The 25,036-nt window shown below is 66.3% G+C and carries 27 protein-coding genes; 6 read left to right on the top strand and 21 right to left on the bottom strand.

What is annotated here, in order from left to right:
* Window positions 1–5: 5 nt before the first annotated feature.
* Complete coding sequence (locus ACQY8M_RS17055; protein ID WP_428674307.1) at window positions 6–284, top strand: hypothetical protein; 279 nt, start codon at window positions 6–8, stop codon at window positions 282–284.
* 56 nt (window positions 285–340) lie between these two features.
* Here the strand turns inward: ACQY8M_RS17055 and ACQY8M_RS17050 are convergent, their stop codons facing one another.
* Genes ACQY8M_RS17050 through ACQY8M_RS17030 form a run of 5 tightly spaced genes read right to left on the bottom strand, consistent with a single transcriptional unit; the run spans window position 341 to window position 5,889 of the window.
* The gene (locus tag ACQY8M_RS17050; RefSeq protein ID WP_428674305.1) at window positions 341–1,621 is read right to left on the bottom strand and encodes a DUF2254 domain-containing protein; all 1,281 of its coding nucleotides are present in this window, start codon (window positions 1,619–1,621) and stop codon (window positions 341–343) included.
* A 47-nt stretch (window positions 1,622–1,668) separates the two neighbouring features.
* A complete protein-coding gene (locus tag ACQY8M_RS17045; RefSeq protein WP_428674303.1) occupies window positions 1,669–2,949 on the bottom strand; it encodes an ABC transporter substrate-binding protein in 1,281 nt (426 codons plus the stop codon).
* Window positions 2,950–2,969: 20 nt separating this feature from the next.
* On the bottom strand, window positions 2,970–3,809 hold the full coding sequence (locus ACQY8M_RS17040; protein ID WP_428674301.1) for a carbohydrate ABC transporter permease: 840 nt from the start codon (window positions 3,807–3,809) through the stop codon (window positions 2,970–2,972).
* Window positions 3,806–4,669, bottom strand: a complete 864-nt coding sequence (locus ACQY8M_RS17035; protein WP_428674299.1) for a carbohydrate ABC transporter permease — start codon at window positions 4,667–4,669, stop codon at window positions 3,806–3,808. Before ACQY8M_RS17035 ends, ACQY8M_RS17040 begins: the two co-directional genes overlap by 4 nt.
* On the bottom strand, window positions 4,666–5,889 hold the full coding sequence (locus ACQY8M_RS17030) for an ABC transporter ATP-binding protein (RefSeq protein ID WP_428674297.1): 1,224 nt from the start codon (window positions 5,887–5,889) through the stop codon (window positions 4,666–4,668). Before ACQY8M_RS17030 ends, ACQY8M_RS17035 begins: the two co-directional genes overlap by 4 nt.
* A gap of 123 nt (window positions 5,890–6,012) precedes the next feature.
* Here ACQY8M_RS17030 and ACQY8M_RS17025 point away from each other — a divergent pair, with 123 nt between their 5' ends.
* The 4 genes from ACQY8M_RS17025 (at window position 6,013) to ACQY8M_RS17010 (ending at window position 10,055) form a co-directional block, all read left to right on the top strand.
* Entirely contained in the window at window positions 6,013–6,864 is an 852-nt protein-coding gene (locus ACQY8M_RS17025; RefSeq protein WP_428674295.1) for a MurR/RpiR family transcriptional regulator, read from the top strand.
* The gene (locus tag ACQY8M_RS17020; RefSeq protein ID WP_428674293.1) at window positions 6,864–7,616 is read left to right on the top strand and encodes an NTP transferase domain-containing protein; all 753 of its coding nucleotides are present in this window, start codon (window positions 6,864–6,866) and stop codon (window positions 7,614–7,616) included. The genes ACQY8M_RS17025 and ACQY8M_RS17020 overlap by 1 nt, the downstream gene beginning before the upstream one ends.
* Window positions 7,613–8,677, top strand: coding sequence for a hypothetical protein (locus ACQY8M_RS17015; RefSeq protein ID WP_428674291.1), 1,065 nt, complete (start codon window positions 7,613–7,615; stop codon window positions 8,675–8,677). Before ACQY8M_RS17020 ends, ACQY8M_RS17015 begins: the two co-directional genes overlap by 4 nt.
* Window positions 8,678–8,924: 247 nt before the next feature.
* Window positions 8,925–10,055: a serine hydrolase domain-containing protein gene (locus ACQY8M_RS17010; protein WP_428674289.1), complete on the top strand. Its 1,131-nt coding sequence runs from the start codon at window positions 8,925–8,927 to the stop codon at window positions 10,053–10,055.
* 168 nt (window positions 10,056–10,223) lie between these two features.
* Here ACQY8M_RS17010 and ACQY8M_RS17005 read toward each other — a convergent pair whose 3' ends face one another.
* The 6 genes from ACQY8M_RS17005 to ACQY8M_RS16980 all read right to left on the bottom strand — a co-directional run bounded on the left by ACQY8M_RS17005 (window position 10,224) and on the right by ACQY8M_RS16980 (window position 14,821).
* Complete coding sequence (locus tag ACQY8M_RS17005) at window positions 10,224–10,742, bottom strand: VOC family protein (RefSeq protein WP_428674287.1); 519 nt, start codon at window positions 10,740–10,742, stop codon at window positions 10,224–10,226.
* A 91-nt stretch (window positions 10,743–10,833) separates the two neighbouring features.
* A complete protein-coding gene (locus tag ACQY8M_RS17000; RefSeq protein WP_428674286.1) occupies window positions 10,834–11,622 on the bottom strand; it encodes a phosphodiesterase in 789 nt (262 codons plus the stop codon).
* Window positions 11,623–11,665: 43 nt separating this feature from the next.
* Entirely contained in the window at window positions 11,666–11,992 is a 327-nt protein-coding gene (locus tag ACQY8M_RS16995; protein ID WP_428674284.1) for a hypothetical protein, read from the bottom strand.
* A gap of 1 nt (window position 11,993) precedes the next feature.
* Window positions 11,994–12,515, bottom strand: coding sequence for a Zn-ribbon domain-containing OB-fold protein (locus tag ACQY8M_RS16990; RefSeq protein ID WP_428674282.1), 522 nt, complete (start codon window positions 12,513–12,515; stop codon window positions 11,994–11,996).
* Between the two features lie 15 nt (window positions 12,516–12,530).
* Complete coding sequence (locus tag ACQY8M_RS16985) at window positions 12,531–13,784, bottom strand: thiolase C-terminal domain-containing protein (protein WP_428674280.1); 1,254 nt, start codon at window positions 13,782–13,784, stop codon at window positions 12,531–12,533.
* A 62-nt stretch (window positions 13,785–13,846) separates the two neighbouring features.
* Window positions 13,847–14,821, bottom strand: coding sequence for a Bug family tripartite tricarboxylate transporter substrate binding protein (locus tag ACQY8M_RS16980; protein WP_428674278.1), 975 nt, complete (start codon window positions 14,819–14,821; stop codon window positions 13,847–13,849).
* A 148-nt stretch (window positions 14,822–14,969) separates the two neighbouring features.
* On the opposite strand from ACQY8M_RS16980, the gene ACQY8M_RS16975 reads away from it, so the two are divergent.
* Window positions 14,970–16,151: an acyl-CoA dehydrogenase family protein gene (locus tag ACQY8M_RS16975; RefSeq protein WP_428674276.1), complete on the top strand. Its 1,182-nt coding sequence runs from the start codon at window positions 14,970–14,972 to the stop codon at window positions 16,149–16,151.
* A 12-nt stretch (window positions 16,152–16,163) separates the two neighbouring features.
* On the opposite strand, the gene ACQY8M_RS16970 is transcribed toward ACQY8M_RS16975, so the two are convergent.
* The 10 genes from ACQY8M_RS16970 to ACQY8M_RS16925 all read right to left on the bottom strand — a co-directional run bounded on the left by ACQY8M_RS16970 (window position 16,164) and on the right by ACQY8M_RS16925 (window position 24,974).
* Complete coding sequence (locus ACQY8M_RS16970) at window positions 16,164–17,102, bottom strand: nucleoside hydrolase (protein WP_428674274.1); 939 nt, start codon at window positions 17,100–17,102, stop codon at window positions 16,164–16,166.
* Between the two features lie 28 nt (window positions 17,103–17,130).
* Window positions 17,131–18,099 (bottom strand): Bug family tripartite tricarboxylate transporter substrate binding protein, encoded by a 969-nt coding sequence (locus ACQY8M_RS16965; protein ID WP_428674272.1) that lies wholly within the window; start codon window positions 18,097–18,099, stop codon window positions 17,131–17,133.
* A 66-nt stretch (window positions 18,100–18,165) separates the two neighbouring features.
* Entirely contained in the window at window positions 18,166–18,960 is a 795-nt protein-coding gene (locus ACQY8M_RS16960) for an alpha/beta fold hydrolase (RefSeq protein WP_428674270.1), read from the bottom strand.
* Window positions 18,957–19,910: a cupin domain-containing protein gene (locus tag ACQY8M_RS16955; RefSeq protein ID WP_428674268.1), complete on the bottom strand. Its 954-nt coding sequence runs from the start codon at window positions 19,908–19,910 to the stop codon at window positions 18,957–18,959. Before ACQY8M_RS16955 ends, ACQY8M_RS16960 begins: the two co-directional genes overlap by 4 nt.
* A gap of 26 nt (window positions 19,911–19,936) precedes the next feature.
* Window positions 19,937–20,728: an IclR family transcriptional regulator gene (locus tag ACQY8M_RS16950; RefSeq protein ID WP_428674266.1), complete on the bottom strand. Its 792-nt coding sequence runs from the start codon at window positions 20,726–20,728 to the stop codon at window positions 19,937–19,939.
* Window positions 20,729–20,735: 7 nt separating this feature from the next.
* Window positions 20,736–21,494, bottom strand: a complete 759-nt coding sequence (locus tag ACQY8M_RS16945; protein ID WP_428674264.1) for an SDR family oxidoreductase — start codon at window positions 21,492–21,494, stop codon at window positions 20,736–20,738.
* Window positions 21,491–22,285: an ABC transporter permease gene (locus tag ACQY8M_RS16940; RefSeq protein WP_428674262.1), complete on the bottom strand. Its 795-nt coding sequence runs from the start codon at window positions 22,283–22,285 to the stop codon at window positions 21,491–21,493. The genes ACQY8M_RS16945 and ACQY8M_RS16940 overlap by 4 nt, the downstream gene beginning before the upstream one ends.
* Window positions 22,282–23,253 carry an ABC transporter substrate-binding protein gene (locus ACQY8M_RS16935; protein WP_428674260.1) on the bottom strand — a complete coding sequence of 324 codons (972 nt, stop codon included), beginning with the start codon at window positions 23,251–23,253 and terminating at the stop codon, window positions 22,282–22,284. Before ACQY8M_RS16935 ends, ACQY8M_RS16940 begins: the two co-directional genes overlap by 4 nt.
* An 87-nt stretch (window positions 23,254–23,340) precedes the next feature.
* Window positions 23,341–24,099 carry an ABC transporter ATP-binding protein gene (locus ACQY8M_RS16930; RefSeq protein ID WP_428674258.1) on the bottom strand — a complete coding sequence of 253 codons (759 nt, stop codon included), beginning with the start codon at window positions 24,097–24,099 and terminating at the stop codon, window positions 23,341–23,343.
* A complete protein-coding gene (locus tag ACQY8M_RS16925) occupies window positions 24,096–24,974 on the bottom strand; it encodes a VOC family protein (protein WP_428674256.1) in 879 nt (292 codons plus the stop codon). The genes ACQY8M_RS16930 and ACQY8M_RS16925 overlap by 4 nt, the downstream gene beginning before the upstream one ends.
* Between the last annotated feature and the right edge of the window lie 62 nt (window positions 24,975–25,036).

Here is a 25,036-nt window from a genome sequence, read left to right as displayed (position 1 = left end):
GCACCATGCCACGCCCGTTCCTCCTCGCGCTGCTTGCCAGCCTGCTGCCGGCCGTTGCCTTCGCCCAGTCGCCGGCAAGCGATATTGCCTACTGCAGTCGCCTCACGGACCTCTATGAGCGCTACATCGGCCGCTCGGTTGACGCGCCCAGCCGCCCCAACCTGGGTGGCAGCCTGGACGCGGACGTTGCCGCCGCCCAGTGCCGGCAGGGCAATCCATCGGGAATTCCCGCGCTGGAGCGGGTGCTCCGCAACAACGGCTTCACCCTGCCGCCGCGCGGCTGAGGCACTGCGACCGAGAGCGCCAACCTGATCCACGAATTGAAGTCGCTATGCGGCGCCTATAGCGGGCCTGCTCCGGCTTCCCGCCGGATCGTCTCGGCAAGGCCGGCCAGCACACCGCGCTCCGCAGGCGATATCCGATCGGCGAGCCGCCCCAGCGTGTGCAGCAGCGCTCGCACGACGTCGGCATCGGCCATGCCGTAGCGGGCGACCGCCGCGAAGGCCTCGTGCGCCAACACGCCGAACGACGCGGTCTTGGCCACGACGCGCAAATGGCCGTCCGCATCGAGCCGATGCGCCGCGGGCATCCGGCGTTCGGCCAAACGGGCGAGCGCCTCGCCCAACCGGTCGATGCAGTAGATCGCCGTGGTGGGGTCGTTGACGCTGGGCGACAACGCGCGCTGTGCAATCTCGACGATGCGGCGGAGGGAGAAGGCAAGGTCCTGAGTCGGCGTGCGCTCCGCGCCTATCACCAGCGCGGCGCGCAGCCCGTCGGCCGCCGCCGCATCGATCCGGGCACCCGGCGCCACCGTCATCAGGACGTCGTCGGGCGTCACGAACGCGCCCGGTCCGACTGCGAGGTAGACGACGATGTCGAGCTCGACGGCGCGGTTCATCAGCGCGTCGCCGTCGACCATTTGCACGTAGCCGCTGCGTTCCGGCCGGATCAGCCGCGCAGTGGCCGCATCGGCCGGGGTAATACTCCGTTCGGGCTCCGGCGCATCCGGCGGCTCCTGCCCGAGCTTCTCAGGAAACAGCCGTTCGATCGCTGCGCCAGTTTCATCGGCAAGGCTCGCAAGGATGGTCTCGACCCGAATCGAATGGGCGGTGTGATGGATGAAGTAGATCAGCACCGCCAGGCTCGCAATCGACATCAGGATGCCGACGGCTACCGAAATGTGCGGCACGAAGCTCGATCCTTCGACGCCCTTCACGGTGCGCAAAACCAGCAGGCAGTAGAGAAAGGTGGCAATGAAGGTGCCGAGCACGAGCTGGTTGCCGCGGTCGCGCAGGAAGTTGCGCAGCAGCCGCGGACCGAACTGCGACGACGCGAGCTGGAGCGTCAGCATCGTGATCGAAAAAGTGAGGCCGGCGACGGTGATCATCGAGCTGGCGATCGCCGACAGGATTGCGCGTGCGCCCTCGGCGCCGAACAGATAGATCCAGTCGAGGCGGCGGTAGGTGCGGTCCTCCACCACCGCGTCGAGACTGGTCAGGCCAAAGGACAGCGCAATGGCCCCGGCCGCCATGAGGGCGGGCAGAAACCAAAAGCTTTCGCGCAGCCGGTCCCATGCGGCGACGAGCCGGCCCGGCGAGAGGAAGTTCGGTAGCCGCGGCATCCGCCCCTAACGCAGGAGCCGCGCCCGGGATGCATTGCGACTGGAGCCTATTTCGGCAGCAGCTTGGTCACGTCCGCCGACATCGCCGTCAGCGCGGCTTCCGGCGCCGCCGACTTGTCGACCACCGTCTGCAGGCGGTCCTTGATCGCCTGGATGATCTTGAGGTTGTTCTCGCCCGGGAAGGCGTACCACGCCGTCATCAGAGGCTGCTGGCTGAGCGACGTCAGATGGTTGGGCTTCTCGGCGTAGAAGTTCTTCAGCATCGCAGGATCGTTGGCGGGCAACGAGTTCGGCGGCATGTAGCCGGTGCCCTTGACCATGATCGTGGCGCCCTTTGCGCCCGTGATGAACGTCATGAACCTCCACGCCGCCGCCTGCTGCGCCGGATCGGTGGCGAACATCATCGCCGCCGCGCCGCCGGTCGGCAGCTTCGCGTTCGGGCCGGGCACCGGAAAGCGCACGGTGCGCCACTTGAACTTGCCGGCGACGCCCTCGTCGGCAACCCGCAGCAGCGAGGTCGATTCGGTCCAGATACCGAGCTTGCCGGAGAAGAACGCGGCGCGGCTCGCCTCGGGCGTAAGGTCGGGCATGCCGCCCTCGCGCACCATGCGGCCGAGCAGCGCGATCGACTTCCTGCCCGGCTCCTGGTCGAAGGCGACGGTCTTCTCGTCGTCGCTCATCATCTTGCCGCCGTGGCTGTAGACCAGCGCCTGCCACATCCAGTTGCCGGTGATCGCCCAGGAATGGAACAGGCCGATAGTGCCGTCTCCGAGCTTGGCGATCTTCTGCGACAGCTCGAAGATCCCGTCCCAGGTGGTTGGGAAGTTGGCCGGATCGCCACCTGCCTTGGTGACCAGGTCGTCGTTGATGTAGATGATCGGCGTCGAGGCTGCGAAGGCGAGGCCATAGGGCTTATCGCCATAGGTGCTGAGCGCCATCATCGACTTGGCGAAGCCCTGGCCTTCCCAGTTCTGCTCCTTGGCGATGAAGGGCGACAGCTCGACGGCGATCTTGCGGTCGACGAACAGGCGCTGAAGATTGATCGCCTGCAGCGAGACGTCCGGGAGCTGCTTGGTGACCGCGCCCCGCAACGCGGTTTGCGCGGCGTCCTCGTACTCCTTGTAGGCTGGCAGGTATTTGACCGTGATGTCCGGGTTGGTCTTCTCGAACTCGGTCTTCAGCTCGGCGAACACCTTGTCGAAGATGAAGCCCAGCGGATACTGGACGCTTACCGTGGTCTTGGCCTGGGCGAGCCCAGAGCCCGCGCCCGTGCCCGATCCCAGCATCGCCAGCGCGCCGGCGGTGACGGCTCTTCTGGTCAGTCTCATGTCCCTGTCTCCCTCTCTGATCAGCCCTTGAGGCCCGTGAAGGTGATGCCCTCGATGAAGCGCCGCTGCGCCACGAGGAAGGCCAGCACCAATGGCGTGATGACGATGGTGGCCGCCGCCATCAGCGGCCCGTAGGCGGTGCCCTCGCCGTTCTGCTTCAGGAAGGCGATGCCCATCGGCGGCGTGTAGAGCTCCTGGCTGGCGACGGCGATCAGTGGCCAGAAATAGTCGTTCCAGTGCGCGACCAGCGAGAAGATGCCGAAGGCGACCAGCGCCGGCATCGCGGTCGGCGCCATCACGCCCCAGACGATGCGGTACTCGCTCATGCCGTCGATCCGCGCCGCGTCGATCAGGTCGTCGGGCACGCCGAGGAAGAACTGGCGCATCAGGAAGATGCCGAACACCGAGATGGTGAACGGCAGGATCAGCGAGGCGTAGGTATCGAGAATTCCGGTGCTGAAGAACAGGATGTAGATGGGCAGTGCGATCGCCTGATACGGGATGAGCAGGCAGACCAGCACCGCCGCAAACATGGTGTCGCGGCCGCGGAAGCGCCGCTTGGCCAGGGCGTAGGCCGCCGGCACGTTGACCAGCACCTGCAGCAGGAAGATCGCGGCCGTGACAATCGCGCCATTCAGCAGGAAATGCAGCAGCGGCACCTGGGTCAGCGCCGTGGCGTAGTTCTCGGTGCCGCCCCAGCTGTGCGGCAACAGGTGGAACGTGGGTGCAAAGATCTCGGCCTTGGGCTTGAACGACGTCATCAGCATGACGACGAACGGACCGAGCATCGCCACCGTGCCGGTCAAAAGCACCAGATGGCGGAGCACGCGCATCAGGAGGCGCAGTCGCACGCCGCTCATGTCTGGCTCCGTCCCAGCACGAACAGCCGCACGGCCGACAAAGCCGCGATGAACAGCAGGAATACGACCACCAGGGCCGCCGCATAGCCGTTGCGGAAGAAGTTGAAAGCCTCGGCGTAGATCGTATGCAGCAGCACCGCGGAGGCCTTGTTCGGGCCGCCGTCGGTCAGCACCTGCACCGTGTCGAACACCTGGAAGGCGCGGATCGCGGTGATCACCACGGTGAACAGGGTGACCGGCCCGAGCATCGGCCAGGTGACGAGCTTGAAGCGCTCGACACCGCGGCCGGCACCGTCTACCGCCGCGGCCTCGTAGAGCTCGCGTGGCACCGCGGTCAGGCCCGCCATGAACAAGACCATGTTGAATCCGACGCTCTGCCACACGCCGATGCCGCAGAAGGTGAACAGCACCAGCTTGCGGTCATGGAGGAAATCGAACGGGCCGAGCCCGATCGCCTTCAGCGCCATGTTGACCGCCCCGAAGCGCGCATCGAGCATGAACTCCCAGACGATTGCCATGGCTATCAGGGTCGCCATCACCGGCAGGAAGTAGGACGCGCGATAAAACCCACGCAGTGAAGAATCTGCCTCGATCAGGAGCGCCGCGCCCAGCCCGAGCGCGACCGAGACGGGCACCACGACGCCGACATAGATCAGCGTGTTGGCGAGCGAAATGCGGACCGTTTCATCCCCGGTCATCTCGACGTAGTTGGCGACGCCGACGAACGACAAGCTTGGCGCGCCGAGCTGGTAGTTGGTGAAGCTGAGCCCGATCACCGCGAGCAGCGGCCCGATCAGGAACACCGCCATCAGCACCAGCGCCGGCGCGGTGAGCAACAGGACAGAGCCGCGGCCGTTCACGGCCAGACCCGCCTGCCGCTGGCGTCGAACAGCAGGGTATGGCGAGGGTCGACGGTGAGCGCGAGCGTGTCGCCGATGGAGAAGGTCTGTCCCGCCGCGGGATCGGCGCGCGCAATCAGCGGCGCGCAAACGCCCTGAACTTCGACATGCAGGAAAAGATCGGAACCCAGATTCTCGCGATACACGAGCCGCCCCTCAAGCCCTTTCCCTGCTCCGTTTCGGGAGAGGTGGCGCGGCAATCCGCGACGGAGGGGGTCGATGGCAAGCTGCCGCTCACCCCCTCCATCAGCGAGACCCCTCGTGCCGTTCGGGGAAGGCGCCGACATTTTCCCCGGCACGAAGCAGGGAAAGACTTGCAGGCGCTCCGGACGGATCGCCACCTGCACTGCCGGCAGCCCGAGCCGTTCTCCCGGCAGCACATTGATCCGCGGCGTACCGACGAACTGGGCGACCGCCAGCGTATCCGGATCGCGGTAGAGCGCGTCCGGCGAGGCGACCTGCTGCAGCCGGCCGCCAAGAATCACGGCGACCCGGTCCGACATGGTCATGGCCTCGACCTGGTCGTGCGTCACATAGAGGAACGTCGCGCCGAGCTGCCGATGGAGCTGCGCGATCTCGGCGCGCATGTGCACACGCAGCTCGGCGTCGAGGTTGCTGAGCGGCTCATCCATCAGGAAAACGCGCGGCCGCCGCACCATGGCGCGGGCGAGCGCCACCCGCTGCTTCTGGCCGCCCGAGAGCTGCGCCGGCTTGCGCGCCAGCAGGCTCTCGATCCGCAGCATCGCAGCGACCGACTGCACCTCTGCCGCGATCGACCGGCGGACGGCGCGCGGCGCCAGGCCAAGCAGGCGCTGCACCGGCGTGAGCTGGCGCATGCGCAGCGGCACGGCGATATTCTCGGCCACCGTCAGGTGCGGATAGAGCGCGTAGGACTGGAACACCATCGCGATGTCGCGCTCGTTGGGTGCCAGGCCCTTCATCGGCGCGCCGTCGATCACGACGCTGCCGGCGCTCTCGGTCTCGAGCCCGGCGATGATGCGCAGCAAGGTCGATTTCCCGCAGCCCGAGGGGCCCAGAATGGTGACGAACTCACCCGCCGCGATATCGAGATCGATGCCGTCGAGCACTTGAGTCTCGCCGAATCGCTTGCCGAGCCCGGCAATGCGCACGGCGCCTCGTACAGGACGCGTTCCGGCCGCCTCGGGTTTCACGACGAGCATTCGGGCCTCGGCCTCCCCGCAACTTGTTTGCGCGGATGCTAACGACCGGTCCCCATATTGAAAAGCCCTCATATCTCGCGGTTTCCTGATTGAGCTTTTCTCAATCTGCCCTATGCTTGTGACATGTTCGCGACAGCGTCGATCCTGATGCGCATCCGCCATCTCGGCGACGGCCTGCCGCCGACCGCTCGCCGCATCGCCACCTACGTTGCCGAGCACGCCGACGAGGTGATCCGCATGTCGATCACCGAGGTCGCCGAGCAGACCGGCGCCAGCGAGGGCAGCATCGTCGGCCTCTGCCGCCGGCTGGGCGCCTCGGGCTTCCAGGAGCTCAAGATCCTGCTGTCGCGCGACCTGGTCGAGCCGATGCAGATGATCCATGAGGACCTCCGCCCCTCCGACACCGTCGCCGACGTGGCACAGCACGTCTTCGCCGCCCACATCGCCTCGCTGCAGGAGACGCAGAAGCTGCTGTCGCAAAAGACGCTCGCGCGGGCAGTCGAGATCGTGCGGGCCTCCAAGCGGGTCGAGGTCTACGGTATCGGCAGCGCCGCGCCGATCGCGCAAGACCTCGGCTACCGGCTGCTCCAGCTCGGCTACGACGCCAAGCCCGTGACCGACTCGCACATCCAGGCGGTCAGCGCGGCGATGGCCGACAGCGGCACCGCCGTCGTCACCGTGTCCCATTCGGGAAGCACGCAGGAGACAGTGATGGCCACGGAGCTGGCCAAAAAGGCGGGAGCGCGCACCATCGGCATCACCCGCATGGGCAAATCCCCACTCGCCCGCCATTGCGACGTCGTGCTGCACACCATTGCCAACGAGACGCGCTACCGGCCCGAGGCGATGAGCAGCCGCGTCGCCCAGCTCGCGATCATCGACACGCTGGTCTCCTGCTGCGCCCTGGCCGACGCCAAGCGCTCGATCGCCCGCCTGCAGCTCAGCGCGCGCGTGCTGGCGGCCAAGAGGTTCTGATGCGCGCCATCATCATCGGCGCGGGCCGCGGCAGCCGCCTCATGCCAACCACCGAGAACGCGCCCAAGTGCTTCGCCGAGATCCAGGGCAGGCGCATCCTCGACTGGACGATCGAGGCACTGAAGGGAGGTGGCTGCACCGAGATCTGCTTCATCGGCGGCTACCACGTCGAAGCCGTGAGGCGCGAGTACCCCGACTTCGTCTTTCGCGAGAACACGGACTGGCCGAACAACAACATCCTGGTCTCGCTGATGTGTGCGGAGGACCTGATGGACCGGCCGTTCGTGACGGCCTACTCCGACATCCTGTTCACCAAGGAGGTCGTGCGCGGCCTGGTGCAGTCCAGGGACGAGCTGGCGCTCGGCGTCGACACCGAGTGGCGCGAGCATTACAAGCCGCGCACCCAGCATCCGCCGCACGATGCCGAGAAGGTGATCACGCGGGACGGGAAGGTCGAGCGCGTCCATCGCACCATCCCGTACGAAGACGCGACTGGCGAGTTCATCGGCGTCGCCAAATTCGGCACGTCGGGCGCACGCCAGTTCCGCGAGTTCTATCGCCGGCGCAAGTGGCAGCACTGGTGCAAGCCCTATCGCGAGGCTGCGACGTTCCAGAAGGCGTATCTGATCCACATGTTCCAGGACATGATCGAGCACGACATCGTCTTCGGCCACGTCGACACGCCGGGCAACTATCGAGAGATCGACACGCAGGAGGACATGAACCTGGCGCAGATGCTGTGGCAGCCGTGAGCGGGACGCTCCCACTGTTCCCTGCGTCGATCGTCGGCTCGATCCCCCGCCCGCTGATCGTGCGGGAGCTGATCGAGAAGGCCGAGTGGGACGAGACCGACCGCACCACGATGGACGCCGCCGTCCGCTTCGTCGTGGCGCTGCAGGAGCGTGCCGGACTCGACGTGGTGAACGACGGCGAATGGCGGCGGCGCTCCTATATCGGCGTGATCGCCGAGCTGGCGCACGGCTTCACCCTGGAGACCAATCCCGCCGATGGACGGCCTTGGACGGTGGTGACGGAAAGGCTTTCGTCCAAGCTTCCGGGTTTCGTCGCGGCCGAGGCGAAGTTCGTCAAGCAAGTGGCGCGGGCCGCGACCAAGATCACCCTGCCCGCGCCTGCGCTGCTCGGCGAGCGGCTGTGGGACGCGGAGCGCTCGACGCCGGCCTACCCGACGCGCGAGGCCTTCGTGCGAGATTGCGTGGCGCCGCTGCGGGCCGAGATAGCGCTGCTGCAGGAGATTGGCGTGGAGATCGTGCAGATCGACGATCCGCATCTCTGCCTGTTCGTCGATCCCGACGTGCGCGCGCGCCATGACGATCCCGACCGTGCCGCTGACTTCGCCGTCGACATGATCAACGCGACCGTCGCCGGCTTCGACGGCATCAAGTTCGCCGTCCATCTCTGCCGCCGGGCCGGCGCACGAGTGCGCGGCGAGAAGCACCATGCCGGCACCTACGGACCGATCCTGTCGCAGCTCAACCGCCTGCACGTGAAGCACCTCACGATGGAATTCACCGCCGCCGGCGCGGACGACCTCGAGAGTCTCGGCCGCTTGCGCGAGGACTTCGAACTCGGGCTGGGCGTAGTTGACGTGACGCCAGGCGAGCCGCAAACCGCGCCGATGATCGCCGCGCGCGTCCAGCGCGCCCTGTCGCGGATCGACAAGAGACGCATCACGCTGAACCCCGACTGCGGCTTCGCGCCCGGCTCCGCCGCCAAGGTCGACATCGACGAGGTCTATCTCAAGCTCAAGGCCGAGGCCGACGCGGCCCGGCTGTTGCGGGCCAAGTACAGTTAGGGTGAACCCACAAAGCCTGCGCGTTCCGATTTCAGATGTCGATCACGTCGAGCGCTACGTCAGACAGTGACCCCAAGACGACATAGCGCGAAAGCCGGGTGGCCCCGAACGCGGCAACATGCCTGATGTCAATGTCTTGCTGGGATAGCAAGCACCCCCCGATGTGCCAATTCGTCGAACGTCAGTATTGCAGTATCCCGATAATTGCGCCGTCATGATACCCGAGCAAGGACAGCGAGGATGAACAATGTGGAGGATCGGAGCACTGGCGTTTGGATTTGTGTTCGCCCCGATGCTCGCAGCAGCGGCGGCGGCTGAATGTGCTCGCCCGGCTGATCTCCACGATGGATGGGTGATTGCCGCGCCGCAAAGTGTTGGTCTCGACGCCACGAAGCTCTGTGCGCTGGTGGCGAAGTTCGATGAGTGGAAGGAGGCCAATCTGCACGGCGTCGTTGTCGTGCGTCGTGGCAAGCTCGTATTTGAACACTATTTCCGTGGATATGACTTGAAGGCGCGAAGCGGTCCCGGAACGATCGACTTCAACGCGGAGACCACTCATGATCTGCGGTCGATGACTAAGAGCTTAACGGCGTTGGTCATGGGTACGGTAATCGATCGCGGGACCATCGCCGGCGTGGACCAGCCAGTCCTCTCGTTTTTTCCTGACTACGCCGATCTGCGCACCCCAGAGAAGGAGCGCATCACCATTCGGCACCTACTGACTATGTCCATGGGTTTGGACTGGGACGACAATCCGCCGTTCACGAACGAAAGCACGATGAACGCCTCGGCTGATCCTTACCGCTATGTGCTCTCTCTGCCCGTCGTTGCGGAGGCGGGGTCCGCTTGGAACTACAGCGGCGGTGCCACGGCGTTGATTGGGGCCGTTCTGGGTCGTGCGACTGGCAAGCGCTTTGATGTTCTCGCGAAGTCGCTGCTTTTTGACCCCTTGGGGATCTCGGATGTCGCGTGGACTCGCCTGCGGAATGGAGACCCGAAGGACTGGTGCTGCCTTTGGATGCGGCCACGCGACATGGCGAAGATCGGCCAACTGGTGCTCAATCGTGGGCGCTGGAACGAAAAGCAGATCGTGTCGGGCGCCTGGATCGATGCTGCGACAACGGCTCAGATCAAAAGATCTCAAAAAGGTTCATACGGCTATCAATTCTGGCTTGGTAGTTCGCGTGTATCCGAACGGCAGATCGATTGGGTGGCGGCCGTTGGCCAGGGCGGACAGCGCATTTTCATCGTCCCCGTGCTTGACCTCGTTATTGTGGTAACGGCGGGCAACTACTATGGCAAAGGCATGCTGTCGAACTGGGTCCCAGAGATAGTTCGCGACGACTATGTCCTGCCAGCAGTCGAGACCGTCCCATGACTCGCGACCCGTCCCGCCCGTTCCTCAAGCCGGGTGCCGCTCTCCATATGCGCGAGCTGTTTGCGTCATGCACCAAGCCGCAGGCGACGTGATCGCGGGCCGCGAAAGCGTCCACGTCCGCTTCGCGGGTAGAGCGGACCTGACGACGTGGCGTGCGAATGAGCCTCCCTATTCCGCGGCCGTCTGCACTTGAGCAGGCGAACCGTTGCGGCCGATCTCCGCATCCCAAGGGCCAGGGAAGCGGCCGCTCCCGGTCTTCTCACGAGTGAATACGTTGTAATCGACCGGCCACTCGGCGCGCGGCATCTCGTAGAACACCTCGACGCCGTTGCCATCGGGGTCGCGTAAATAGATGCCGAGCGAGATGCCGTGGTCGGAGATGTGGTCTATCGGCTGTCCCTCAGCCTTGATCTTCCGATAGAATTCCTTGAGGTCGTCAAGACTTTCGAGGCGCCACGCCATGTGGTTCAGGCCCACCTGGCGCTTCGATGGCAGCGGCGCATCCTCCCCCACTTGCATCAGCGCGACCTCGTGCGACTGCTCCTCGTCGGCCGACAGGAAGGCGGCCCAGCCCGGCCGGTATTCATAGACGTGGAGGCCGAGCAGATCCTCGTACCATTTCTTCGAACGCTCGACGTTGCGGACGTAGATGTTGACGTGCTGCAGATACATCGGGCGCTTTGCCATGTCGTCCTCCCGCTCCTGCTCTGAATGCTAGGCAGCCGGATCGATCCCGGCAATGCCGGAAAGCGGGCAGAACGCCGTCGGTCCCCCGGACTCAGAGCAGGAACGTGTTCGTCCGGTCGAGGAAGTCGTGCATGTGCACGACCATCTGGTCCTCTTCCAGCAGGCAGACGCCGTAGGCGGGTGGCTCGTGGCTACCGGGGATGCGGCCCTCGATCACGAAGTCGAGGGCGACCTGATGGCTCGTCGCGCGCAGGGTCGAAATCGGGATGCCGCGCCAGCTGCCCGCCACCGGCCGATGCAAGTGGCCAAAGAAGAGATGGCGGATGTTGCCCTTCCCGGCGATCGCGTCAGTGAACGCCCGAGGGTCCAGCAGCGAGATATCGTCCATGCGCTTCAGCCGCACCTTGAACGGCGGATGGTGCATGAAGATCATCACCGGCCGGTCGCCGGCCTCATCGAGCGCACGCTTGAACCAGGCGCCGCGTGTCGCGCAGAAGCTGCCCCACGGCTTGCCGGGCTCGTTGGTATCGAGGCAGATGCCGAGTACGCCCTCGCCCATCTCGAACGTGTACTGGATGAAGCCGTCACCATCGACCGGCGTAGCCGGAAAGGTCGCACGGAAGTTCGCCCGGTCGTCGTGGTTGCCGACCATCAGGTGATAGGGGATGGCCAGCTTGTCGAGCTCCCGCTTCAGCGCTTCGTAGGCGGGCGCCTCACCCTTGTGTGCGAGGTCGCCGGTGAGGATCGCGAAGGCGGCATCTGAATGATTGCGGTTCACATCGGCGATGCAAAGCGCCAGACGGTCGATCGGGTTCAGCCCGTACAGCAGGTTGCCCGGCGGAACGAAGTGCGTGTCGGTGATGTGGATGAATTTCTGCATGGCGCGCGAGTGATACGATACGCACGGCTGGACGGTCCAGCGCTCAGCCGAAGCGCCGCATCACGGCCAGCCGCTTGTTGAGCCGGTCCGGATCGTACCATCGCGCGCCGTCCGGAGCGGACGGTGTCTCGCCGGCTGCCAGCTCGACGACATCGAAATCCTCCGGCCGACCGGCTTCGGCGTCGTCGGCCGTGTAGAGCCAGTAGAGGCGCCGGCCGTCCGCCATCGCGAGCACGAAGCCGAACATGCCGTTGTCGAGATCGGCGGTCTGCCACGCCGACTCGATTTCGGCGATCCACGCCAGCTCGAAGCTCTCGTCGATCGTCCGCGCCATATCCGCGGCGCGGACGAAGCCCCAGTCCTCTGTCATCCTACTCCTGCGGATAGCGCCACGGCTTGGCGGGTTGCGGCGCGGCCTCGTCGATCGTCCAGTGCGGGATCGCGAGCCCGGGCCCCGCGTCGGCGAAGACCATGCGCACCCGCGTGCCGATGCCGACGCTCCGCACCATGTCCGGCGGCGCCAGCGAGCCGTCCGGCGTGGTGAGGTTGCCGATTACGCGCAGCGCCTCGTGCTCTGTCGGCTTACCCTTCTGAGTGTCCAGATCGACCAGCAGTACGAGATAGGGCGTATGCGCCTTGAAGGCCGGCTGAATGGCGTGATGCACCTCGGTGTAGGAATGCACAGCGCCCTTGGCCTCGACCGGCACCCAGTCGGATGTCGGGTTGGCACACCACGGACAGGCGGTGGTCGGCGGATAGCGCACCAGTCCGCAAGCGGTGCAGCGCTGCAGGTGGAAGTCGTGCGCCGCGCAATGCTTGAAATAAGCGAGATTCTCCACGTCGAGATCGTCGATCTGCAGCGGCATGCCGAGATAGGTGGCCTGGATTCCCATGGTCTGTGCTCCCCTTTAGCCGCGCCGCATGACCATGGCCGAGCCGGTGCCCGGATTGGCCCAGCCCAGGTTGGCCGACAGCTCGCAGTCCTTGACCTGCCGGCAGCCGCCCTCGCTGTAATCGTAGGTGTGCTGGCGCTTGCCGTCCTGTCCGACCGGACAGGAGTCGTCGGCGTCGTGGCGCAGCTGGCGGACGTTCTCGACCACCATGTTGACCCCATGCGTATAGCCCTCGCACAGATGTCCGCCGCTGGTGTTGTTCGGCCGCTTGCCGCCCAGCCGGATCGTGCCGTTGCTGACGTAGTCGCCGCCCTCGCCCTTCTTGCAGAAGCCGTAATCCTCGAGCTGCAGCATCGTGGTGAAGGTGAAGGCGTCGTAGCTGCCGGTCAGGTCGATGTCCTCCGGCCCGACGCCGGCATTGGGCCACAATATGTCCTTGGCGTAGTGGCCGGCGACCGTCGAGATCGGCCCGTGCTGGTAGTGCATGTCCGTGCGCGGCTTGCTGCAGCGGCCGACGACGCCCCGGATCAGGACCGGATGGTGGCGGCAGTCGCGGGCGCGATCGGCCGAGGTGACGATCAGCGCCGTGCCGTTGTCGGTCTCGACGCAGCAGTCGAGAAGATGCAGCGGCTTACAGATTATCCGGCTGTTCAGCACGTCGTCGACCGAGAAGCGCCGCTTGTAGTAGGCCTTGGGGTTGTTCGAGGCATGGCAGGAGTGGAAATGCTTGACGTGCGCGACCTGCTCGGGCCGCGTGCCGTAGTCGTACATGTGCCGCATGAAGGTCGGGGAAAACATCTGGCCGGCGCTCTGCCAGCCGTAGGCGCGGCCGTGCAGGGCATCGCCCAGGACTGGCGCCGCGGCGCGCGCGCCGGTGCCGCCGATACGGACTTGGCTGAAGCCGTTCATGGCGCGGAAGATCACCACGCACTTGCACATGCCCGCCTCGATCAACCCGATCGCCATGCCAACCAGCGCCTCGGTCGACGAGCCGCCGCCGAACACGTCCATGTAGAAGTTGGGCCGGATGCCGACGTCGCCCGCGATGAACGTCCCGAAGGTCGAATCGCCCGATTGGTACGACAGCACGCCGTCGACGTCCGACGGCTTCAGCCCCGCATCCTCGATCGCATTGCGCACCGCCCAGCTGCCGAGCTTGCGCGTGGTCACCCCCGAGCCGCGCGTGTAGGTCGTCTCGCCGACGCCCACGATCGCATATTTATCGCGCAGGAATTTCGGACTGGTGGTGTCGGTATCCGGCATCGGCATGGCGTTTCCCTTCTTTGATTGCCCGTAGCATACGCTGGAAAGACTAAGGCGCTCGAACTCCTTTACAACAGCTCGATCTTCGACTTCTCGATCAGCTCGCGCCACATCGGCACTTCCTTGGCGACGCGCGCGGACAGCCCGGCCGGGCCGCTCGCGCGGACATCGAAGCCGACGCCGAGCAGCTTCGCCGCCACGTCGGGATCACGCAGAACAGCGAGCGTATCCTGCGCCACGCGGTCGACAACCTCCTTGGGCGTACCTGCGGGCGCATACATGCCCTGGAAGGTTTCGGACACGAGGTCGGGGAAGCCCGACTCCTGCATCGTCGGCACATCGGGCAGGTCGGACCAACGCTTCTCGCCGGTCACCGCGAGCGCGCGCAGCGCACCCGACTTGATGTGCGGATGGGCCGGCGGCAACGCCGTGATGCCGACCGGCGTGGTCTGCCCCAGGATCGCCTGGATCGCCGGGCCCGCGCCGTTGTAGGGGATGTTCTCGATGCCGATGCCGGCCTTGATCTGCAGCAGCTCGGCAGTGAGGTGCGGCGTCGAGCCCTGCCCCGGATTGATGACGTTCAGCTTGCTTTTCTCGGCTCTGGCGAAGGCGAGCAGGCCGGCGATTGTCCTGATCGGCGACGAAGGGTGCACGAGGATCACGTTCGGCGAGGAGCCGAGCTCGGTGATTGGCAGGAAATCCTTGAAGGCGTCGTAGCCCGGCTCGCGATAGAGGCTGACATTGACCACGAAGCCGGTCGAGGCGATCAGCAGCGTATAGCCGTCGGGCGGCGACTTGCCGGCCTGCACCACGCCGATGTTCCCGCCGGCGCCTGGCCGGTTGATGATCAGCACCGGCTGGCCGAGCTTGGCGGTCAGGCCGGGTTGGATCATGCGCGCCATGACGTCGGTCGGCCCACCGGGCGCCGCGGGGATGACGACCTTCACAGGCGCCTTGGGATAGCCGTCCTGGGCCCGCGCCGGGACGGCCAGCAGTGGCAAGGGCGCAGCCAGCAAGGCACGCCGGGGCAAACGGCTCGTCATATGCACTTCCTCCCGAACTCTTTCGTTGCCGGCATCGTAGAGCGTCGAGGCCACGTCGCTCCAGTGGTGGAGGCCCTGCACTTCCGAACAGCGGGCGTGACAACACGCGCCACTGGAGTGCCGCGCGCCCAGCGGGCAGTATGCCGCCATGGACACGCACGTACCGCCGATCGCCGCCGCCGCTCCCGATCGGGCGCGCGCCCTGCAGCCCTTGCTCGACGCCCATGGCCCGGAGATGGACCGCCGCCGGGAGGTGACGCCGGAAGTGGTCGAAGCGCTGGTCCGGGCCGACATGCTGCGCCTGCTGCTGCCCCGTAGCCTCGGCGGCCAGGAGATCCACCTCGTCGAGTACGCCAAGACGATCGAGGCTCTCGGATATGCCGATGCCAGCGTCGGCTGGTTCATCAACCAGTCAAACGTCTCGTCCTCGACGTCCGCCGCGGCCATGCCGGCCGAGACGGCCCGCTCCATGTGGGGCGCGCCGAACATGGGCTTGGCCTGGGGCGCGCGGCACAGCCGCAGCACGGCGATCAAGGTCGACGGTGGCTATCGCCTCACCGGTACCTGGAGCTTCGCGTCGGGCGGTCGCCACACGACATGGCTCGGCGCCCACAGCGCGACCCAAAACCCCGACGGCACGCCGCTGATGCGCTATGGCAAGCCGGACGACCGCAGCTTCGTGTTCCGGCGCTCGGAGGCCAAGATCGTCGACGACTGGCAGGTGCTCGGCCTGCGCGGCACCGGCAGCGACTCCTACACGGTCGAGGACCTGTTCGTGCCGGACGAGCGCGCTCCCGCGCGCGACGCGTTGCAGGAGCGGCGCGAGAAGGGCCCGCTCTATGTCATCGGCTCGACCCTGCTCTATGCGACCGGCTTCTCCAGCGTGACCCTCGGCGTCGCGCGCCGGCTGTTCGATGCCTATGTCGAGCTCGCCCGTGGCAAGCACAGCCGCGCCTCGCCCAACGCCATGGCGATCAACAACGCCGTCCAGCGCGAGGTCGGCCAGTTCGAGGCCCGCCTGTCGGCGGCGCGCGCCTTCATCCACGAGGCGGCGCTCGAAGCCTACGAGGCGGCGGCGGCCGGCAAGCTGACCGTCGACCACCGCATCAAGCTTCGGCTGGCGACGACCCATGGCATGAACGAGGCGACCGACGTGTCCGTGGGCTGCTACCGCGCCGCCGGAACGACGGCGATCATGAACTCGGCGCCTTTCGAGCGCCGCTTCCGCGACGCCATGAGCGCCAGCCAGCATTTGCAGGCGATGATGCCTCACATCGAGATGGTCGGCCGCCACATCATCGGCGTCGACAACCCGATCCAGCACATCTGACTATGTCGATGCTCAGCGCCCGCCGATCGAGCGGGCGTACAGGGCCTTCAATCGGTCGAGATTCGCCGCTTCGATGATCGTGACCGGCGGCGTACCGAGCCGGAAGGAGGGATCGACGACGGTCATGCCTCGGGTGAGGCCGGGGGCGAGCGCGACGTCGACGGAGGCGCGCAGGGACCTGGTGACGATTTCGGGCTCGACCACGACGGCGGCAGCCAGGGGATCGACGAACTGCATGACGTCGCCCCTGCCGTAACCGGCAACGGTCTTGCGCGCATGAGACACCAGGGCCAGAGAGAAAGTCCGATAGTCGCTCTCCGGGATCGCGGCGAACAGCCCGTCGACCTCCGCCCCGGTCAGGACATGCGAGACGCAGGGCTCCCAAGGCACGATGACCGTGTCGATTTGGGCACCAAGCACGACGGCCGCTGCCTCCGGATCTGCGTAGATGTTGAACTCGGCCGCCGGCGTGACGTTGCCCCGGCCGTAAACCGTCGCGCCCATGACGGTGAGGCGGCCGATGCCGGCCACGATGCCGGGAGCGGCCTGCAATGCCATCGCGAGATTGGTGAGCGGGCCGATGAACAGCAGGTCGATCGGTTGGCCCGTGGTCGCCGCGATGCTGAGCTCGGTGACCAGGAAGCCGGCCGCGTCGGAGCCGGCGATCTCGGCGATGGTATGAGGCCGCGGTGCGCCGCCCAGCCCATCCTCGCCATGGATCTCACGGGCGTGGATGATCTCCTGCACCAGCGGCTCGTGCGCCCCCTTGTGCACGTCGATCGCCGCACCGGCGACGGAGAGCACCGACAGGATGTTGTCCGTCGCCGTATCCAGATCGACATTGCCGAACACGGTGGTGATGGCATCGGGCGGCCGGCCGTTGGCAATCAGCAGCAGCAGGGCCTGGGCGTCGTCGACGCCACCGTCGGTATCGAGGATGAGGCGGTTCATGCTGCCCCACTCTACCGCAGCCTGGGGACTACTCCAGCTTGGCGCCTGTGCGCTTCACGATCGGCTCCAGCCTGACGAGGTCGTTGGCCAGCATCTTGCCGAGCTGCTCGGGAGTCGACGATGCGGGCTCGGCGCCGAGCGAGACGATGCGCGCCTTGATCGCTTCGGAGGCGAGGATCGGCTGCAGCGCGGCACTCAGCTTGTTCACGATCTCCGGCGGTGTGCCAGCGGGCGCGAAAAGCGCGTGCCAGCCCGAGGCGGCATCGACACCCTGGATGCCGTATTCGGCCAACGTCTTGATCTCGGGCAGCGCCGGCAGGCGGTTGGGGCCGATCACGGCCAGCGCCTTCAGCCGACCGGACTGGATGTGCGACATGGTGGTAGCCGAGTCGAACATGTAATCGATCTGGCCGGAGAGGAGATCGTTCACCGCGGGGGCCAGTCCCTTGTACGGCACATGGTTGGTCTCGATGCCGACCGTGGTGTTGAACAGCTCCGAGGCGATCTGGATCAGGCTTCCGCTGCCGGCCGAGCCGTAGTTCAGCGTCTTTGGCTTGGCCTTGGCCAGCGCGATGAAGGCCTCCACCGTGTCGACGCCGAGCTTGGGATGGACGACCAGGATGAAGTTGGTGCGCGCGGTCAGGCAGACCGGCGTGAAGCTCTTCACCGGATCGAACGGCAGCGAGGCGTACAGGAACGGGTTGAGGTTGAGCGTGCTGCCGCCGGTAGCAAGCAAGGTGTAACCGTCGGGAGCAGCGCGCGCGACCGCGGCGGCGGCGATGTTGCCGTTGGCGCCCGGCTTGTTCTCGACCACGACCGACTGGCCGAGCGCCTGCGACAGCGCCTCACCATAGGAGCGCGCGATGGTGTCGATCGAGCCGCCAGCCGTCACAGATACGACAATATGAATCGGCTTGCTCGGATAGGCCTGCGCGTTGGCCCGCCTGGCGAGCAGGGGCGTCGAGGCCAGTAGGCCCAGCAGCGAACGGCGATTCATGGTAGCTCGGTACTCCTCATGAAGATGCTCATGGCTGGGAGCGCGGATCTCCAGATCCGCTCAGAGTCATGAGCGGGTCTGGAGACCCGCGCTCCCAGCGAAAAACGCGGCGAGCAGCGCGTTGAAGGTATCGGGCTGCTCGAGATAGAGCGCGTGACCCGCGCCCGGGATGACATGAACGGCGGCGCCCGGCCATACGGCGGCGACGTCCTGATTGCGCGCCGGCGGCGTGATCACGTCGGCATCGCCGTAGATCACTTGGCCCGGCAGGCTGGCCGACAGCTTGCGGACATCGGCCTTGATGTCACCGGTCGACAGCATGCGCGCCGCCTGTCCGTAGCCGTGCGGCCGCACCGAGGCCATCGTGTCCTTCAGCCGGTCGAGCGCCTCGGGCGACGCGGCCGGTCCGAGCAGGCGCGGCGCACGCTTCTCGGCCATGCCCTGCGGCCCCAACGCGGCGAGATCACCGATGCGCTGGTCGAGCAGCTTCTGCCGCTCCTCGGCCGGCAGGTTGGCCTGACCGGCGGCGATGCTGCACAGCGTCAGCGACAGAACGCGCTCGGGTCGGGTTGCCGCGAAGCGTGCCGCCATCAGGCAGCCGAGCGAATGACCCAGCAGATGACAGTGTTGAATGCCCATCTCGCCGAGAAATGCCGCCAGCGCGTCGGCATAGTCGCCGGCGGTCGGGTGCTCCATCGGCAGGTCGGTCGAATGGCCGTAGCCCGGCGCGTCCCACGCCACGACGCGGAAGCGAGGCGCGAAGGCCGCAATCACCTTGTCGAACGAACGCGCGGCCGAGCCGATACCGTGCAGCAGGACCAAGGGCGTGCCCCGGCCCTGTTCCAGGAAGCTGACGGTCATGCCGCTTCGAAGACGACGGGTTGCGGCCTGGCGGCGCCGACGACCATGCTGAACTCGGCGTCGCCCGCGCCGTCGTTGCGAAAGTAATGCGCACGGCCGGCCGGATTGAACATCAGGTCGCGCTCGCCGAGGCGGCGCTCGACGATCTCGCCGTCCTGCTCCCAGCCGACGGTGATCGCGCCCTCGAGCACGAAGTACACGTCCTCAACCTCGCGAGTGTACGGCTTGATCGCCACGCCGCGCGGCAGGCGAATGAGGTCCATGCTGTAGCTCGCGGCCGGCGCACCGCCCTCGCCCACGTAAGTCATGCGCGCGAAACCTGCCTTCTCCCAGACCGGCTTGCGGTCGCGATAGCGCACGACGTGCGGCGCCAGCTCCTTGTGGCGGCGGTCGCTGCTCTCGGGCGAGAACAGATGGATCTTCTCCGGGCCGGGCGCACCGAAGCGGCGCGACAGCTCGAGCTCCTTGTCCTTGGGATGGCAGACATGGACCGGCATTTCCGGTGTGCCGCTGCCGACCGTGATCTGCATCAGCACCGGCTCGACGCCGTCGTTTCGGAAGCCGTGCGGCCGGCCGCTCTTGTTCAGCAGCAGGTCCTTGCGGCCGAGCTTCACTTCGACCACCTCGTCGCCCCACACCGTGCCGACCGTCAGCACGCCCTGCAGGATGAAGAAGTGCTCGACCACCTCGTGCGCGTGGCTGGCGGCGAACTTGCCGACCGGCTGATTCACCAGGCTGAAGGTGAAGTGCTGCGCCTTCAAGGTCGAGGGGTCGCCGACCTTGGGCGAACCGCCGGCGCCGACATAGCGGAGCTGGGCGCGCGACAGGTCGGGGATGCCGCGGCTGGCGGGGAAGGCGTCCCAGTCGAACGTCTTCTCGGTGAACAGGCCCGTGTGGGCGCGCATCTCGTCAGCGAGCGTGCTCGACGTCAAAAGGCTGGTGTCCGGCATGTCACTTCCTCCTGTTGAACGATCCATCAATTCCGGCGGGCCAGCCAGCGCGAGATCTCGGCGGCAGCCTCCAGGACGGCATCCTTGAGTTCGCCATGCATGGCCTGCTCGTCGATATGGGCGTTGACCGCGGTCACGTTGATTGCCGCCACGATCCGGCCGGCGCCGTCGCGCACCGGTGCGGCGATGGCGCTGACGCCGGCCTCGAAGAACGCCTGGCTGACGGCATAGCCGCGCTTGCGGTCGTCGGCGAGCAACGCCTTCAGGGCCTTCAATGTGGTCGGCGTCTGCGGCGTGAAGCGCTGCAGCGGCTGGTCACGAAACAGCGCCGCCAGCTCCTTGTCGTCCATCTCGAAGATCGTCATGCGGCCCATGATCGTGGCATGGACCGGGAAGCGCGTGCCGATGTTCACGCTGCTGGCGATCGTGCTGCGCGCCGGAAAGCGCGAGACATAGACGATCTCGCACTTGTCGCGAATCGCCATGTGCGAGGAGAGGCCCGTCGCATCGCGCAGGCGCTGCAGGATCGGTTGCGCCACCTCGACCATGTCGAGCGAGGCGAGATACTCGAACCCGCCGCGCAGCAGCGCCGGCCCCAGGGTGAAATGCCGCTTGTCTTCGCCGCAGCGCACGTAATCCATCGACTGCAGCGTCTGCAACAGGCGGAACACCTTGGTGCGCGGCAACGAAAGTCGTTTGGCGATCTCCGGAGCGGTGAAGGAGCGGTTCTCGCCGCCGAACAGCGACAGGATGCCGAGGCCCTGGGCCAGCGCCGGCACGATGTACCTGTTCTCGGACGGGAGCGAAGCGTCTGACATCCCAGCCTCAGTTGAAGACGAAGCCGCCGTTGACCGGCACGAGCTGCCCGGTGACGAACCCGGCGCCGGGCCCGAGCAGGAAGACGACCACGCCGGTCACGTCCTCGGGCATCTGCTCGCGCTGCATGGCCCGTCCGGAGACGTACAGGTCCTTGCGTTCCTGCGGCACGTACTCTGTCGCCTCGACCATCACCAGGCCGGGCGCGATGGCGTTGACGGCGATCCTGTCGGGCCCGAGCTCGCGGGCGAGCGAGCGGGTCATCGAGATCACGGCGCCTTTGCTGCCGACGTAATGCAGCAGCCGCGGCGCGCCCCACAAGGCGGTATCCGAAGCGAGATTGACGATGCGGCCGCCCAGCGCCGATTTGCGCAGCAGCGGCGCCATCGCCTTGGTCATCAGCCATGTGCCGCGGACATTGACCGCCATCACCCGGTCCCAGGTCTCGATGTCGATCTCCTCGAACGTCTTGCCGCCGATGCCGGTCGCGATCGCGCCATTGTTGACCAGCCCGTCGAGGTGACCGCAGCGCGCTGTCATCCGCTCGGCGAAGACCTGTATCGACAGCGGATCGCCGAGATCCACGGGAATGAATTCCGCTCTCGTGCCGGCCTGATTGAGCGCGGCGACCGTCGCGTTGCCGGTTTCGGAGTTCACGTCCGCCACGACGATCCGATCGGCCTGCGCGGCCGCGCATGCCTCGGCGAAGGCGCGGCCAAGACCGCGACCCGCGCCGGTGATCAGGATCGTGCGACCCGCGAGGCTCATGTGTTGAGCCGTGCCCGCGCCGGCAGGTAATGCAGCACGCGCTTCTCGACCGCCACGACGATACCGTAGAGCGCGATGCCGATCAGGGTGAGCATGATGATGGTGACGAACACCCCCGCGGTGTCGCCGGCGCCCTCGCCGAAGGCCAGCAGGTAGCCGAGGCCGATGTTGCCGCCGACCAGCTCGCCCACCAGCACGCCGATCACCGCCAGGGTCGCGGCGATGCGCAGGCCGGCGAACAGCGGTGGCATGGCGGCCGGGAACTCGATCTTCAGGAAGACCTGCAGGCGGTTGGCGGTGAAGGACTTTGCGAGCCGCACGATATCGGGATCGAGCGCTCGCACCGCGCCCAGCACGTTGATCATCACCGGGAAGAACACGATCAGCACGCAGACCAGGATCTTCGGATAGACCGTGTAGCCGAACCAGATGATGAACAGCGGCGCGAACGCCACCTTGGGCGCGATCTGCAGCGCCAGGATATACGGCGACAGCACGAACTCCGCCGCTGGCGACATGCCGAGCGCAAAGCCGCAGAGGATGCCGAGCAGCACCCCGAGCAGGAAGCCGACGCCGACCTGCATCGCCGTGATGCCGGTGTGAAACAGGAGCCTGTCGCGCGCCATCATCTCGAGGAAGCGGTCCCACACCGTGCTCGCCGACGGGATGATGAACGGCGGAATGCCGAACAGGCCCGGCACCCATTGCCACGCGGCCAGGAAGGCCACCAGCAGCAACGCGCTGCCGATTGCCATCTGGCGCGTCGCCGGATCGGCGAGCAGCCGGCTCATTTGATGAACTGGTTCGTGTAGAGGTCCTTCACCGGTGTCTTGGTCCGGATCAGGCCTTCCTTGGCATAGAAATCCTGCAGGTCCGACAGCCGCTGCTCGTCCATCTCGCCCAGCACCTTCTGCCCGGCATAGACGTACTTGTTGAACAGCTGGAAGGAGAGCGTGACGTACTCCTCCTTGCCGGCGAGCTCGGGCGTCGCCTTGATGAAGTCGACGGCGCTGCCGGCCGGGTCGGCCATGACGTCCTTCAGGCCCTTGAGCGTCGCGCGCACGACTTTCTGGATCAGCTCGGGCCGCTTCTGGATCGTCTCGTCGGAAGCGATGATCGCCTGTGCCATGCTCTTGAACAGCGTGTCGGACGGGATGATCTCGATGTTCTTCTTGGCCAGCATGATCTGCGCCGTCCAGTCAGGCACCGAGGCGAGCGCGTCGGCCTGGCCCGAGAGGAACAGCTTCCACACATTGACCGGGCCTGCCGCCTGGGCATTGACGTCGTCCTTGGTCATGCCTTGGCTCGCGAGCATGCCGAGCAGCGCGAAGTAGGTCGTGTCCTGGTAGGCCAGCACCGTGATCGTCTTGCCCTTGAGGTCCTTGACTGTCTTCAGGCCCTTGTCCTTGTCCATGACGAGCTGCATCAGCGCGCCGCCGCCCAGCAGGGCGACCGACTTCACCGGCACGCCGTTGGGCCGCACGATGATCGAGGTGTCGCCGATGCCGCCGCCGATCACCGCATTGCCCGCGCCGACCTGCTTGGCGACGTCGACGCCGCCCTTGGCGACCTGGAAGGTGACCTCGAGCCCCTCGGCCTTGAAGTAGCCGCGCTGCTGGGCGACCACGAACGGACCGAACGCCGGCAGCGACAGCGGCGCGGGCAAGAGATAGGTGATCGCCTCCGCCGACGCAGGCGCCACGCCGCCAAACGCCATCACGGCCGCCGCGCACATCCCCACAAGAACCCGTCTCAACATGCCAAGCCCCCTCTTTATGCCGTTACTCTTCCGCTGGGAGCGCGGGTCTCCAGACCCGCGCTCCCAGCGAAGTAAAGACTACGATGCTCATGCTGCCGCCTGCTCGATCTGCAGCAGGTTCATCAGTCTCACTACATAGTTGGCGACCATCGCATGCTGACGCCGTTTCATCGGATTGGCGCGGTCGCCGATCTCGACGGTGATCTCCTCGATGATGCGCCCCGGCCTTTGGCTCATGACCAGGATGCGGTCCGACAGCGCCACCGCTTCCACAAGATCGTGAGTGATGAACAGCGCGGTCTTGCCGGTCTCGGCCAGGGTGCGGCCGAGATCCTGCTGCAGCACCATCTTGGTCTGCGCATCCAGGGCGGAGAACGGCTCGTCCATCAGCAGCACACTGGGATCGACGGCAAGCGTCCGCGCGAGTGCCGCGCGCTGGCGCATACCGCCCGAGAGCTGGTGGGGATAATGATGGGCGAAGTCGGGCAGCCGGCACTTGGCCAGCAGGTCGAGCGCCTTCTGCCGCCGTTCGCGCCGGGGCAGCCCCTGGATCTCCTGGCCCAGCTCGACATTCTCGACAATGGTACGCCACGGCAGCAGCAGGTCCTTCTGCAGCATGAAAGCGACCTGCTTGTTTGGTTTGGTCACCAGCACGCCATCGACGAACACCTCGCCCGACGAGGCCGGATCGAGGCCCGAGCCCATGTTCAGCAACGTGCTCTTGCCGCATCCCGACGGGCCGATCAGCGACACGACCTCGCCGTCGGCGATCGACAGTGAAACGCTTTCGACCGCGGTCATCGAGCCGAAGCGCTTGGTCACGGTGCGGAACTCGAGCCGGTTCATGCGCCTTGCTTCTGGCGTCGGGTGGTGCCGTCGATGCCACCGACCACCGCCCATTCGGCGAACATCTCGGGGCTCGGCGTGAAATCGCGTGGCGTCCAGTTCTCGGTCAGCACGTCCTCGTCGGCATAGTACTCGACCAGCGCGCCGGCCGGCGACTTGAAGTACCAGAACATCGCCGATGAGATCGGATGCCGGCCCGGCCCGATCTGCGTCTCCCAGCCGTGCCGCGCCATGGCGAGCCCGCCGCCGATCACCTCGTGCAGGTCGCGCACCGCGAAGGCGACGTGGTTGAGCCCGCGCTTGCCGTCGGGCAGCTGCAGCAGGAAGAGATCGTGGTGGCCGCCGCGCGCCGAGCAGCGCAGGAAATGGCCGCGGCCTGGATAGCGGTCGGAGAGGACGAAGCCGAGATTCTCGTAGAACGTCGTGGTCTCGTCGAGCGAGTCGGTGAAGAACACGACATGCCCGACCTCGACCGGCTCGGCATGGTCATAGACCGGGCTGGGCGTGTCGATGCGCGCTGTATGGCCCCACACATTGGCCGGCGTGCCCTCAACCGCTACCGGCCGCTTGCACGTCACGCGGAAGCCGAGACCGATGCCGTTCGGATCGACTTTCGGCACGTCACCGAGCGCCGAGAGATCGGCCTCGCTCGTCACGCCCCAGATCACCTCGCGCAACGTCGGCCCAGGTTCGACGGCCGGCGGCAGCGACGGATCGTCCGCCTTCCTCACGAGCAGCTCGCAGCCGTTCAGGCTCTCGAAGTCGAGCCCGCTTTCATCCTCGCGCACGAGCTTCAGCCCCCAGTCGAGGAAGAACCTGCGGCAGGCCGCGAGGTCCTCGACGCCGTAGGTGATCCGGTCGATGCCTTCGATCATGATTTCCTCCCTGCGCGCAGCGCGAGGTGCCCTCGTCTGACGAGGGCGGAGGGGTCATGAGC

Source organism: Reyranella sp., from assembly GCF_965279465.1.
GTDB lineage: Bacteria > Pseudomonadota > Alphaproteobacteria > Reyranellales > Reyranellaceae > Reyranella.
The sequence above is the reverse complement of the archived record's forward strand: the minus strand, read 5'-3'. Positions and strand labels throughout refer to the sequence as shown.